Origin of the sequence: Sulfurospirillum sp. SCADC (genome assembly GCF_000743525.1) — a bacterium.
In the GTDB taxonomy this organism is placed as follows: domain Bacteria; phylum Campylobacterota; class Campylobacteria; order Campylobacterales; family Sulfurospirillaceae; genus Sulfurospirillum.
Genome location: NZ_JQGK01000013.1, coordinates 52,540 through 66,487 on the forward strand (window position 1 = coordinate 52,540; position 13,948 = coordinate 66,487).

General features: G+C 39.6%; 10 protein-coding genes and 1 other RNA gene. 2 read left to right on the forward strand and 9 right to left on the reverse strand.

The window, feature by feature from the left end; translation table 11 throughout:
• The first annotated feature begins 123 nt into the window (after positions 1-123).
• An RNA gene (gene ffs / locus JU57_RS14100) (signal recognition particle sRNA small type) lies at positions 124-221 on the forward strand.
• A 16-nt stretch (positions 222-237) separates the two neighbouring features.
• Here ffs and JU57_RS09235 read toward each other — a convergent pair.
• The 6 genes from JU57_RS09235 to dnaA all read right to left on the reverse strand — a co-directional run bounded on the left by JU57_RS09235 (position 238) and on the right by dnaA (position 8,140).
• On the reverse strand, positions 238-1,449 hold the full coding sequence (locus JU57_RS09235; protein WP_037960007.1) for an HD domain-containing protein: 1,212 nt from the start codon (positions 1,447-1,449) through the stop codon (positions 238-240).
• Positions 1,443-1,838, reverse strand: coding sequence for a preQ(1) synthase (queF, locus tag JU57_RS09240; protein ID WP_037960010.1), 396 nt, complete (start codon positions 1,836-1,838; stop codon positions 1,443-1,445). Before queF ends, JU57_RS09235 begins: the two co-directional genes overlap by 7 nt.
• Positions 1,825-3,237, reverse strand: coding sequence for a GGDEF domain-containing protein (locus JU57_RS09245; protein ID WP_037960013.1), 1,413 nt, complete (start codon positions 3,235-3,237; stop codon positions 1,825-1,827). The genes queF and JU57_RS09245 overlap by 14 nt, the downstream gene beginning before the upstream one ends.
• Positions 3,237-5,549 carry a DNA topoisomerase (ATP-hydrolyzing) subunit B gene (gene gyrB / locus JU57_RS09250; RefSeq protein ID WP_037960016.1) on the reverse strand — a complete coding sequence of 771 codons (2,313 nt, stop codon included), beginning with the start codon at positions 5,547-5,549 and terminating at the stop codon, positions 3,237-3,239. The genes JU57_RS09245 and gyrB overlap by 1 nt, the downstream gene beginning before the upstream one ends.
• 40 nt (positions 5,550-5,589) lie before the next feature.
• Positions 5,590-6,657 (reverse strand): DNA polymerase III subunit beta, encoded by a 1,068-nt coding sequence (gene dnaN / locus JU57_RS09255; RefSeq protein WP_037960019.1) that lies wholly within the window; start codon positions 6,655-6,657, stop codon positions 5,590-5,592.
• A gap of 157 nt (positions 6,658-6,814) precedes the next feature.
• Positions 6,815-8,140 (reverse strand): chromosomal replication initiator protein DnaA, encoded by a 1,326-nt coding sequence (gene dnaA / locus JU57_RS09260; protein ID WP_037960022.1) that lies wholly within the window; start codon positions 8,138-8,140, stop codon positions 6,815-6,817.
• 157 nt (positions 8,141-8,297) lie between these two features.
• On the opposite strand from dnaA, the gene ruvC reads away from it, so the two are divergent.
• On the forward strand, positions 8,298-8,771 hold the full coding sequence (gene ruvC / locus JU57_RS09265) for a crossover junction endodeoxyribonuclease RuvC (RefSeq protein ID WP_037960023.1): 474 nt from the start codon (positions 8,298-8,300) through the stop codon (positions 8,769-8,771).
• Here ruvC and thyX read toward each other — a convergent pair.
• The 3 genes from thyX to JU57_RS09280 all read right to left on the reverse strand — a co-directional run bounded on the left by thyX (position 8,768) and on the right by JU57_RS09280 (position 13,945).
• Complete coding sequence (gene thyX / locus JU57_RS09270; protein WP_037960027.1) at positions 8,768-9,382, reverse strand: FAD-dependent thymidylate synthase; 615 nt, start codon at positions 9,380-9,382, stop codon at positions 8,768-8,770. The genes ruvC and thyX overlap by 4 nt on opposite strands.
• A 55-nt stretch (positions 9,383-9,437) precedes the next feature.
• Complete coding sequence (locus JU57_RS09275; RefSeq protein ID WP_294876970.1) at positions 9,438-12,170, reverse strand: flagellar hook-basal body complex protein; 2,733 nt, start codon at positions 12,168-12,170, stop codon at positions 9,438-9,440.
• A gap of 92 nt (positions 12,171-12,262) precedes the next feature.
• Positions 12,263-13,945, reverse strand: a complete 1,683-nt coding sequence (locus JU57_RS09280) for a flagellar hook-basal body complex protein (RefSeq protein ID WP_037960033.1) — start codon at positions 13,943-13,945, stop codon at positions 12,263-12,265.
• Positions 13,946-13,948 lie beyond the last annotated feature (3 nt).

Sequence of the window (13,948 nt, forward strand, 5' to 3'; positions counted from 1 at the left end):
TATTCTCGTCTTTAAAGCAAAGCTTAAAAGACTGCGCTAGCCGCTGGGGCACTAAAGCTTGCCTCCAAGGAGGCAGAATAATTCTTTTCTTTAAGAATGTTTGGGTAAAATACGCTTCGCCTTCTTCTAGACCTGTGCAATGTCTTTTAAGAGTAACGCTTCAGGGTGGGAACACAGCAGAGCGCTTTTTTGAGGTGTGTGCCGCAGTCATCTGGGAGAGGGTTTTTACACTACGCCCTAAACTCCCAAATACGTTTCAATCTCCAACGCCAATTGATAAAAATCAGCATTGCCCATCATCCCTTTTTCTTTTAACTTCCCACGAATATGCTCTTTGCCTTGAATCAGCTCTTTGGACTTCACGCCATGTGAAATAGAAAGCGTTGCTTCAATAAACGCAGCGATTCTATCACAATTTTTCAACGCTTCGCCATCAATGGCATTGTATTTATCTTCATTATACGCACTTAAATCTTCGACAATTTCAATGCCAGTGTGATTGATTTTATTGAGAAACTCATTTTTTTGATTATCCCCATAAAGCCCCAAAAGATATTTGAAACTCGAAACCAAATTATCGGGCAAAAACGGTAAAATTTCCTCTTCGATCATCTTAATTTCAAACTCACTGATGATGTCATCCAGCCCACTGACGGAGTATTTGACCGGAGAGATGATGTCACGGGTGAGCGCTTCTGGAAAGTCGTGAAACAGGGCGCAAAAGAAGTTATTTTCAAGACGTTTATCGCACGCGTTGATGGAGCGTGAATAGAAATAACCCAAAATGGCGACAATCAGCATATGCCCAAGCACGGAGGTTTCAGGAATTCGAGGCGTTTGCGCCCAGCGTTTTTGAAAACGAAGGCGACCACTGAGATCAACGATTTTAGAGATTTTTTTATTCATCGCCATTTTACGAACCCCAATCAGCTCGTAATAATCTTCAATCTCCTCTTCCACCGCTTCTTTGACACGGTCAATGTTATTGAGAAATTGACTGGTTTGATAGACAATCAAAAACTCCCAACGTGTCGCCATATAGGACGCCGCTTTAAGGATAAAACGCTCTTTTTTATACATCGAGCTATCATTCAGATAGCTCTTAAAACGCTCATAAAAAGCACCCTCTTCGATGTCGCTGAGTGAATCATAGAGTTGAGAGAGTACCCACGTATTGATCTCTTTCTCTTTTTTTTGAAGTGCTTTGCGAAACACATCGGGGCGAATGTCGGTGACGACGACTCGACGCAAAAATTCAAAGATACCTGCTTCAATCATGTGAACCATGTTGATGCTCTCTTTCTCTTCCATTTGCGCTAAAAAATAGGCGATGATAAATTTGTGCGCTTGTTTATCCAGTTCGACCAATTCTACCATACGCGGATAATCGTTCCAGCGTTGAATCGAAGCCGCTCCAAAGAACTGCTCGATGAGTTTTGGACTTAACATGAACTTTCGTTTCGCACCTGTTTGGAGTCAATTTCAATGACCGTATGCACGTTGCCTCGTGGATTAAAATCCGCCACCACTTTGAGCCATTTTGGCTTGAGTTTGGAGTCTAAAAGATCGTAAATTTCATTGGCGCTGTTTTCGTGGCTGATATTTCGGTTCATAAAGCTGTTGATGTAAAGCTTGATCGCTTTGAGTTCCACAACAAATTCGCCTGGAATATAATCAATATAAATCGTTGCAAAATCAGGATAACCGCTGCGTGGACACAAACAGCAAAACTCGGGCAATGTGAGTTTGATCACGTAGTTTTTTGGGTGCTGATTGGGCCAAATTTCCAAATCTTTTTCAACATCAAACTCTTTTATAATTTGTTCACCATATTTCATCTATTTCTCCTATTGATTTGGGCTTTGAGATGCAAAACCCTTGTATAAAATCAGGTCTAATCTCTTTTATTTTTTTGAGATATGCCTCTTTGTCGACGAATTTTACCATACTTTGTATGTGAAGCGTTTGGATGAGTTCCACATAGTGTAAAAGGAGCTGCTGGTATCTGGAATCTTCAATCTTTTTGGTAAATTCGATGTCAAACTTCACCAAATCAATCGGCAAATGCTTCAGGTATTCAAATCCGCAGTTATTGCCCCCAAAATTGCCAAGGGCTATTTTAAATCCAACCTCTTGGTAACTCTCAATAATTTCCCTAAAACGGTGCATATTTTCATAACTTTTTTGCTCGGTTATCTCAAGAATAAAACGGTGTGGATCAATTTTGTGTTGACTAAAAAGGGTTAAAAGATAGCGTTTAAAACTGAGATTTCGAAGCGTCACTGGGGAAATTTCAACGCTAAACAGTACCTCTGTTTGAAGCAACGGTTCTATCTCTTCGACCAAAAGTTCAAACACTTTTTCATCGAATGCCCTCTCATACCCCGTATGGTTGACAATGCGCTGAATTTGCTGTTTGGAGAGCGATCCATAGGTGTGGGATTCCATGCGAATAAGGACTTCTAAAATGCTGATGTGCTCTGTTTGAAGGCTAAGTGAGGGTTGGTATTTGAAAAAAAGTTGATGCTGTTTGATCGCTTCATCAATGATCATCTGAAATTGATTGAGCTTAATATGTGGCGTGGTCTCTTCACTCTTTTTTTGCTCTTCAATGAGCATCAAAAGCCGTTCGATGAGATTGTTTGTATCGCTGTCATACGCGGCACTTAAGAGTGAAAAAGCTACTTTAATTTCGATATTGGAAATGCCCACATTTTGAACACTTTTGGTAAAAATCGTTAGAAGATGGCGAAGTTCTTTATGTGGATGTTTGAGGTAAAGTAAAAAACTATCACTGCTGTAACGCCCAATGGCAACTTTTTTGAAACGGTGTTCTCGTAAAAAAAATTCCAATTTTTGAATAAATTGCCCTAAAACCAAGTCTCCATTGTTGATGCCATACCGCTCATTGATGTCGCTTAAATTGTTTACATGTAAAAAGATAACGGTGGTATTTTCTCTATCGTTAATTTTTTTAATTTTTGCGATAATTTCGGCTCTTGTGAATGTTTTGGTGATCGGGTCAATCAGGGATGTTTGAAACCCATAATAGATAAGATAGACCGTATAATAAACATAAATAGGAATCAATAAAATTAGAAGAATAAAATTGATAGAGGTGTGCGGAAAAAGCTGATACGAGTGAAAAAAAATACCGATGAGAAGCAGGAGAGGAAACACGATTTTAAGTGCGGTAATAAATCGGTTTTCTCTCTCCTTTATCTCAGAATAGAGCATTAAACGTCCAAGTGTTTTACATCTTTGGCATGATCTTGAATGTATTGGCGACGAGGCTCAACTTCATCACCCATAAAGAGGGTAAAGGTGTCACTAGCGGCTTCTGCATCATCGACTTTAACTTGTAACAATCGTCTGTTTTCAGGATTCATCGTAGTTTCCCAAAGCTGTTCAGGGTTCATCTCACCAAGACCTTTGTAACGTTGAATATAAGCGCCTTTTTTAGCATTTTTTTCAATTTCATCAAGCACTTCAACGGGATCACGTCCGTCAAAAACATCAAAATCACGCTCTTGAATTTTGGTATAAATGTAACGAGCCTCTTCATAGAGTGGATTGGTATAGAAAACTTCATCCAAGAGTAACTCTTCAAGTCCATCTTTGGTTTGAATAAACAGATGAATGCTCTCATCGTTGATATAATGGTTCAAAATATTGTACCCAAGGGCTGTGATAAATCGTTCGATTTCGGCAAAGAGTTTATCGATTGGAAGTGTGATCAAATCAGGGTTTTCAATCAAATAACGAATTACTTCAATCATAGAGAAACGTTTTTCAAGCTCTTTTAAAATGCCACGATACGCAGAAATAATTTTAAAGAAATCCACTAAATCAGGTGTTCCAACACCTTCAATCGCAATATTATCGATACCCGATTCAATTAAAAAGGCATTCATTTCAGTGTCATCTTTAAGGTAAATCTCTTTTTTACCTTTTTTGTAACGGTACAAAGGAGGCTGTGCCAAATAGACATACCCATTGTCCACAACAGGACGTAAAAAACGGAATAAAAAGGTTAAAAGAAGCGTTTGAATATGGCTACCATCAACGTCCGCATCGGTCATGATAATCAGCTTATGATAACGAAGCTTCTCTTCATTAAACTCTTCGCCAATGCCACAGCCTAAAGCAGTGATCATATTTTTAATTTCATCCGATTTTAAAATCTTATCTAAACGGCTTTTTTCAACGTTAAGAATTTTACCTTTAAGGGGTAAAATCGCTTGAAAAACACGATCCCTTCCTTGTTTTGCAGAACCGCCCGCACTATCGCCCTCTACAAGGTAAAGTTCGCAAATAGATGGGTCTTTACTTTGACAATCTGCGAGTTTTCCAGGAAGTGTTCCAATGCTCATCGCATCTTTTCTACGCGTTAAATCACGCGCATTTTTAGCCGCTTCACGACCACGTGCCGCTGCAAGCGCTTTATTCATAATCGCTTTAGCTTCAATCGGGTTTTCTTCAAAGTATTTAACCAATTGCTCATACACCAATTTTTGCACAATGGGTTTAACGTAAGAGCTACCCAATTTTCCTTTGGTTTGACCCTCAAATTGAGGTTCAGGCACTTTAACACTGACAATCGCGATCAAACCTTCACGAACATCATCACCTGTGATTTTCACATCTTTTTCACGAATGCCTGCATTTAAAGAGATATAATTGGTAATGGCGCGCGTGAGACCTGCACGAAAACCACTCTCGTGTGTTCCACCATCAATCGTTTTGATGTTGTTAACAAAAGAGAAGAGAATTTCACTGTAGGTTGAGTTGTACATCATCGCAACATCAACTTCAACATCTTCAACACTTGCGGTGTAGTGAACAGCGTCCGCTACTTTTTCTTTTTTATTGAGATCCAAAACAAACTGCTTGATACCGCCTTCAAAATGGTACACTTCAGAGCGTCCATCTCGTTGATCTTTGAGTTCAATCGTAATTTTTGGATTAAGATAGGCAAGTTCTTTAAAACGTGTTTGCAAAATCTCAAATTGAAAATCAACGGTTTCAAAAATAGTAGCGTCTGGCCAAAATTCTATCATCGTTCCCGTGCGATTGGTCGTTTTAACCACATCCAATGGGGTTTGAGGAATACCACACGCAAACTCTTGACGATGTTCATTCCCTTCACGTTTAATCGTTGCAACCAATTTTGATGAAAGTGCATTGACAACGGAAACACCAACACCGTGCAAACCACCACTCACTTTATAGGTGTCTTTATCAAATTTACCACCTGCGTGAAGTACGGTTAAAACAACCGTTGCAGCTGACATGTTTTCGCCCTCATGCCAACCCACAGGAATACCACGACCATTATCGGTAACGATACATGAACCCTCACGTGTGAGTTCTACTTTAATAAGATCACAATGACCTGCCATTGCTTCATCGATAGAGTTATCAACCACTTCATAAATAAGATGGTGAAGACCGTTAATATTGGTATCACCGATATACATACCAGGACGTTTTCGTACTGCTTCAAGGCCTTTTAAAACTTTAATATTGTCTGCACCGTAAGTACTCATATCTTCTCCACTTCTTTGTTATCTTTTTGTATTAAATGTCTTAGATCATAATGGGCATAACAATGGTTGTAAAGTTATCACTCTCTAACGTGAAAGGAAGACCACTGTCATTGAAACCTAAGGTAAAGTTACTATTTTCGATATTGGATAAAAAATCTAAAATATAACGACTGTTCACTGCAAGGTAAATATCACTATCAAGTCCTGTTTTAAACTCAATTTCTGTTTTGGCTTCAATGTTATCATCGTTTAAACTCTCAAAAACAATTTTTTCAGGTTTGAAAGTGATTTTAATTTCAGGTGAGATAATTGAAATCTGTTTAATAGATTCGACCATCGATTCACGGCTAAGTAAAATTCTATAGTTTTTATTTTTAGGGATGATGCGTTGATAGTCAGGAAATTTTCCATTGATCAGTTTAGTGTAAAACGTAAAATGAGCTGATGAAGCAATCAATGTGTTTTCATCGTAAAAAATTTCAATGGTATCAAAAAAGAGTTTTTGAATTTCGCTGATTGCTTTTTTAGGAATAATCAATGTAAAGTTATGTTCGGTCGGTTGTTCAAGTTGTACGATTGCCAAACGTTTGGTATCGGTTGCTACTAAATTGATACTGTTGTCTTTAATATCTATTAAAGAGCCATTCAGTTCAAATTTAGGGTTGTTGCTATCAATGGCTGGAGCGATTTTTTTAATGGAGCGAACCAGCGTGTTACTGTTAATGTCAAATTTGGGCTTAGCGTCAATTTGAGGGAAGGGTGGGAAATCACTCGGGTTAAGCATCGGAAGTTTAAATTTGGAACTATTCTGTTTGATATAGAGGTAATTATTGATGGTTTCTAAAATAACTTCATCATCTTTCAAACCTTTAATGATGTCTAAGAGTTTTTTTCCATTGGCAGTTGCATTGCCTGCAGTGATGATTTTGACTTCAGGTGTGTGGTAGCATAAACCAATTTCATAATCGGTTGCTTTGATAACAAATTGACTCTCTTCAGTCATGAGTAAAACATGGGATGTTATCTGACTCAAATCCTTTTTTTCTAAATAGGGTTGGATGTTGAGTAACATGTTTTCTAAAATGCTCTTTTTTATCGAAACCTTCATAGAGTCTCCTTTTTTATTATTTAATTTAAAATAGATGAAGTAGTAGAATGGGATGAAACTGTGAAAACATCAACATTATACCTCAAACTAGGGATTATTGGCGTGAAAGATATGTCAAGGGTTTTTCACATCTCATCACATTTATCATTAAAACTTTTTACATCTGCTTGGTTAAAATTTTATTTTTTAGATCTTCAACTTTGAGTTTAAAGGATTCATTGGTCTCAATCAGTTCATTGATTTTTTTAATATTGTGTGAAACTGCTGTGTGATCTTTCATTCCAAAATAGGTTGCTAACGATGGCATAGAATTTGGCGTAAGGGTACGTGCCAAATAGATACCAATACGTCTGGCTTCCACGATATTTTTACTGCGTTTGGTTGATTTGATTTCGCTTGGTTTAATATTGAGATCTTTGGCAATGATTTGAATAATATCTTCAAGGCTAATATTTTCACGTCGCTCTTTAATCTGTTCACGCATCACGTTTTTAGCAAAATCAAGGGTAATTTCTTGACGCATCAGCGACGCATAGGCATTAAGGTTGATAATGGCACTCTCAATTTCACGGATATTATCACCCATATTGGCAGCAATGTAATTGACAATATCACTGTTAAGATTGATACCATCAAGTTCACACTTCTTTTTAATGATCGCAATTTTGGTTTCCAACTCTGGTAGCCCAATATCGGCAATCAAACCCCATTCAAAGCGACTTTTAAGACGATCTTCGAGTCCATTGATCATTTTGGGTGGTTTATCGGAGGTTAAGACGATCTGTTTACCTGCGGAGTGAAGTTCATTAAAGGTATGAAAGAACTCCTCTTGCGTTTGAATTTTATTGGATAAAAATTGAGTATCGTCAATGAGCAAAACATCGCAACTACGGTATTTTTCACGAAATCTGTCCATCGATTGGTTGCGAAGGTTATAGGTAAAATCATTCATAAACTGCTCAATCGTTGCATAAATAACGATTTTACCTCTGCCTTGAACGTAATTGCCGATGGCATGAATCAGGTGGGTTTTACCAAGCCCCGTAGGACCGTAAATGAAAACAGGGTTGTACATGACACCTGGTTTTTCTGCAATCGATTTAGCGGCAGTATAGGCGTATTGATTGGAACTTCCTACGACAAAACTATCAAAAGTATACGATGGGTTTAAAATAGTGTTTTTGGTGTTTTTGATCGCATCGATCATCTCAACAGGCGTTGATTTCACTTTTGTGGTTTTAAGGTGTTCTTTTAGGACAATTTTGACTTCAGGTTTTTTACCGGTCTTAAGTTCAAAGAGATGAGCAATTTTATCGACGTATTTGGTTTTAACCCAATTAGCGATCAAAATGTTAGGGGCAAGAAAGACCATTTGATCCGAATTGGAGGCTTTTTCGTGGAATTTAAGCTGTTTAATATAGCGGTCATATTCTTGTGAAGAGATCTCCTCTTTTAAAAGTTCTATGATGGTATCTGCTAGCAAACATACTCCTTAAAAAAGTCTTCACCCTGTGAATATCATGTGAATAAGTTTGTTTTATTTTATCTAAACTATTATTAGTTATATGTTAAAGAGGGTATGGGTATAATGTGAAAAAAGTTATTCACCCTGTGAACAAAGCTGTGAATAAAGGAAAAAAGTGGTTATTTTAGGAATCGATCCAGGCACACGGAATTGCGGTTATGCAATTCTTAAAAAAGAGAGAAATAGTCTTGTTCTCATTGAAGCGGGACTGATTAAAATTAAAGAAAAAATACTCCAACATCAGATTATGGAATTGGTTGAAGGAATCGATACGATCTTGAAACATCATACTATTGATGAAGTGGCGATTGAAGATATTTTTTACGCGTATAACCCTCAAACGGTGATTAAATTAGCACAATTTCGTGGAGCTTTGAGTCTGAAAATTTTACAAACGATTGGTAATTTTAGTGAATACACTGCACTCCAAGTTAAAAAAGCCGTAACGGGCAATGGAAAAGCAGCTAAAGAGCAGGTTGCGTTTATGGTGAAGAAGATTTTAGGGATTAAACAAGAGATTAAACCCTTGGACATTACCGATGCAATAGCTATCGCCATTACGCATGCCCAAAGGGTTAAAGTGAGTTAAGAGGGTTCGTTGATCGTAAAAAGGTATTTATGCTCTTCAGGAAGAGCATCGTAAAGGGCATGGGCTAAATTTTGAATTTCCCAAAGTGCACTTTTATCACTGCGCAATGTTAAAAAGTTTTGAAGGCTCCTAGCGTTTACTGTCCATGTGAGTTCGGTTTTATAGCTTTCTGGAAGGCAGTATTTGGCTTTATCGTTGCTAATGCCTTGTACGAGCACTAATCGAAGGTTTTCAAGCGCGCGGATACTCATCTCATCAACCATCTCCACACCCGTTAAAACCAAGTATTTTGAAGCACGCTCAAAATCTTTACATGTAAAGATTTCTTCGTTCTTTAATTCTTTAAGTGTGTAACGTGTTGACTTGACGGAGAGTGACGCCATACGGTGACGTGCGAGCTCTTGAAGAAGTGCACGCGATACGCCTTCAATGTAGAAGTTATACACCAAATGCTCAAGCGTTGAAGCGTGTTTAAATTTATTACCAACGCGGTCGATGAGTTCTCTGTCTTTTTGTCCGCCTTCGTCGCTTTTGTCAAAACTTTGCCAGCAGGTACGAATCGCATCGGCACAAATGAGCAGGGGAGTGTAGTGGTTGAGTGTGATTTTCATGTGGTTGAGTCCCAAGTTTTTTGGGACTCATTGTATTACATGTAAGCTAAAAAATCTATTTGAGTTGAAGAAGCGTATTGAGCATCTCATCGGCGGTTGTGATCGTTTTGGAGTTGGCTTGGTACCCTCTTTGAATAACGATCAACTGCGTGAGTGAGCGCGAAAGATCGACGTTACTCATCTCTAAAGCACTGGATTGGATGGAGCCTTTTGTCCCTGTGCTTGCTTGACCAACGGTTGCCGTACCAGAGTTAGTTGACGCAATATAGCAGTTACCGCCATCACTTTCCAAACCACTCTCATTGGTAAAGGTTGCCATAGCCACTTGAGCAAGTGCAAAGCTGTAACCATTACTAAAGCTACCGATGATAGTACCCGTTTCATCAACACTAATGCCCGATAAATCGCCACCTGCATAACCGTCTTGTGTAATACTTGATGTGCTAGAGTCATTATCAAGACTTTTCAGACCGTCAAATTGTCCCAGTGTTCCCATATTGAGGCTAATGGCTTGGTTGGCGGTTGAGCCGTTATTGGCGGTGTAGTTGAGTGTTCTTGGAGAGTAGGTTGCCAAAGAGCCATCGGAGTTAAAACTAATGGTACCTGTGACAATATTTTCAGGCGAAACGCCTGAGTTAAGCTCACCTGGTTCGGGAACAGAGATCGTCATTGACCATTCAGTACCACCTGAACTGGTCGTTCCTGTTTTAACATAATTGATTGTCAAAGTGTGTTTTGAACCCAAAGAGTCATAAATATCGGTTGTAGATGACAACGATGCCATATAAAGATCACCCGATGTTCGCGTGGTTGATCCAGCAGAGAGTGTTCCTTGAAGAGCACTAAAGATGGCGGTTAGATCACTATTGGCAGAAACACTATTGGTGGCATTGGTCAAGTTTGTAACGGTTAAATAAAGCCCAAAATCACCACCCGGTGTCACTGTACTTGAAGTAGAGGCAAATGCTACAGATGAGCCTTGAGGGATGGTAAGGTCACTGCTCAATGTTGTAGCAGAGAGAGTATGGGTTCCTGCTGTATAGGTTACACCATTAATGACAACATCATTATTAAAGGTATAATCGCCTGCAGGCAGTATTGAACCACTGGAAAGGGCAATATCTTTATTGGTTAAGGCATAATTTAAAGAGGTCTCTGTAAACGTCGCTTGCGCCGTATTGGTTCCAGCAAGAAGTGCTATGGTGGTTACAGCTGGAATAAAATCAGCCGTTGTGCCTTGTGGAATTGTTACGGCACTGTCTAAAGTGATAGCTGTTGCAAATGTATGTGTTACGCCAGCGGCGTAAGTTGTACCATTGATTGTAACATCGGTTGTAAAGGTATAATCTCCTGCAGGTAAGACAGAATCTTCTGGTAAGGTGAGTGAAGAGCTTTCTAAAAGTTCATTAAATTTAGCTTCTGTCACAATTTCGGTTTCAATATAATCACCATCATCCGTATTATACGCATCGCCTGTTGGATTGGAGATGACAAATTGTCCTGAAGTATTGACGGATACAGAGGCACCATCATTAAGATCAGCAGTGCCATCTCCTGTGTAATCGACATAGAGTCTGGCATCGGTTTGCATGGCGTCTCTTAAATCTTCCGTGGTGGTAAAGGTTCTTGCAACACCATCATCATAACTAGGATTGGATGATGAAGCGGAGCTAGTATAGGTATATTGGTAAGCGGTATTAACTTCAGTGTCAGTGATTCCTACGGCACTGTTGGTACTTCCTTGAACTAATTTAATATTTTTGGTTGCGTCTGTTGTTCCGGTTGAGTTATCATTACTTAAGGTAATTTTATTGCCACTACTTACGGTTGCTTCAACCCCCGTAGAAGCTTTTTGTGCATTAATCAAGCTTGCAATGTAAGCAGCAACATCATCATCATCTGAAGATGAGATAGAACCACTAATCGTTGTACCATTGATCGTCATATTAATGGTGGTGGTACCGGACGTATCTGCTGTAATATTAAAACTGGTTTTAGCCGTGGCGTAACTGACCCACATACCTTGACCTTCGGTCACACCAAGTGCTTCACCATCAGAATCAAAAAGAACGCTAAAGTCTACACCACGCTCAATCAGATCCGAATCAGTGTCGAAAATATTATCGCCTGTATCGTCTTCATTGTGTATTTCCGTTGTTTGCCTAACACCATCCCCATTGGTATCAACCCAACCACTGTTGGAGTCAAGTGAATAGATCGATGTTTTATTGGTTCCTACACTCGTTCCCGAATCAAGGGTTGCTTTAACGGTTACTTTAGTGGTAGCACTTGCAGGTGTGGTTAGTCCTGGAGCAATGGTAACGTTCGTAATAGGGGAGGTTGTATCTATCAGTCCCGTTGACTCATCTTTGAGCCAACCTTGAACGATATAGCCATTGCCATCCACAAAGTTACCATCGGCATCAAATTCAAAATCGCCATTACGGGTATATTTGTATGTGGTTCCAGCATCCGGAGAGACAACGAAAAAACCAGAGCCGCTAATGGCTAGATCGGTGGTTTTATCGGTGGTTTCGATAGAACCTTGCGAAAAAATCTTTGATACCGTAGCGATGGTGGTTCCAAGACCAATTTGTGTTGCATTTTGTCCACCCAGTGTGCCGGTTGGCGATGTTGCAATAGAGGTTGTTTGGCTTAAAAGCGTTGCAAAATTTGCACGAGAATATTTATAACCGGTTGTATTAACGTTGGCAATGTTATTGGATTCTGTATCCATTGCAATTTGGTGTGCTTGTAATCCGGTAACGCCGGCCCAGAGTGCTCTCATCATAGCGTATCCTTTAATCTTTTCTTAGGGGGTATTTGTATTTTTTAAAAGCAATTTTTATTCCATTTTATTTTTGGTTACTTTGACGATACTTACTGTTTCATGTTGATTGCATTTTGAAGTAACTCATCACTGGTCGTAATGCCTTTAGCACTCGCACTAAATGATTTTTGAACAATAATAAGCTCCGTCAGTGCGGTGGCAAGGTCGGTGTTACTGGTTTCAAGCGTTTTATTGGCAATGGATGATCCTAAAATGGTATTGCCATTCGCATCCGTATAAAAAATGGGGTTACCACTGTTTGCAGACTCTGCAAAAAGGGTTGAGGAGACTTGGGTTAAGCCTTGGTCATTTTGAAAGTGATAGACTGCAATCTTCGCAACGGATGAACTTTTTCCATTGCTAAAGGTCGCAACGACATTGCCATTGTCGTCAACATCATAAGCGGTTAAGTACCCTTCTACAGAGCCATTGTAATCTGCGATATTGGATTTTTCAATACTCGTACTTGAGATCATACCATCAAAACTATCAATGGTTCCAAGATCTAAGGTTAAAGCTGTGCCTCCATTGTTGAGTGTTGGAATCGTGTTACTTGTAAGGGAACCATCGCTGTTAAAGGTGAGTGCCCCCGTTTGTGAATCCACAATCTCATATACTTTTTTTGTTGATTCGTTGACATAATACAAAGAGGTATCGTATGTTTTGGTACTGTCATACTCTTCGTAATAGCTGTAAATATTGACAGCAGCATTCCACGTGGTTCCCTCTTCGCCTTGCGGAACCACTTTGGTAAAGGTCATATCTAAAATATCTTTGTCACCATCGGGTCCAATAACGGTCATTGTAAAGTGCTCTTTATTGGCAACTTCTTGAGATGTTTGAAGTACCGCAGAGGTCACGGTTATATCCGATGAAGTGTTGAGTCCACTGACATCGTAATCGGAAAGAGACCACGCTAAATTTTCATCGAGTTTGGTATTGATCGTTTGTGTCAAGCCGTCTGCATCGGTTAAGGTGATAATAACCACATCGCCCTCTTGGGGGTCAAGTGCTGCCGTTGTATTTGAAACCGTACCACTGAGGCTAATGGTTCCTGTCGTACTCGGCGTTACGGTTGAGGGATAATCCGCCGCATCTAAATCAACGTTAACGCTATCCACTGTTACGGTCGGATCAAGATTGGCACCATAAGAGGCTTCCGTGGTTGCCACGGGCGGATAGTAGAGTATTAAAGGAAGGGTGACTTTAGTTTGATCGCCTACACTTCCAAGTGCCACATCATCGACTTCTGTAATGGCGTAGGCTTGTTGTGTTGTGTCTGTGGTTCCAAATCCTTCAAGGGTCTCTGCATCTAAGGTTGTTTCTGTCATATTATCGCCGAGGGTAACCAAAAGATAGTTTCCATCGCCATCCACAAGATTGCCATTGCCATCCAGTGAAAAACTACCTGCACGGGTGTAATACGTTGTCCCATCTGCGCCTAAAACACCAAACCATCCCTCATCTTCAAGTGCTAAGTCAAATGTATTATCGGTTGTTTGAAGCGAACCTTGCGCCATATTGAGTGTTGTCACTTGGCTGGATGCCCCAAGACCAATATCATTGGTGGAGGCGGTAGAGCTTGAGAGAATGCTCGAAAAAAGGGATGAAATTTCAGCCGTACTGCTTTTAAAGCCATTGGTATTGACATTGGCAATATTATTGCCAACAACATCAATATAGAATTGGCTACTAACCACACCAGAGATGCTGTTGTAAAAAGAGGTATTCATGGT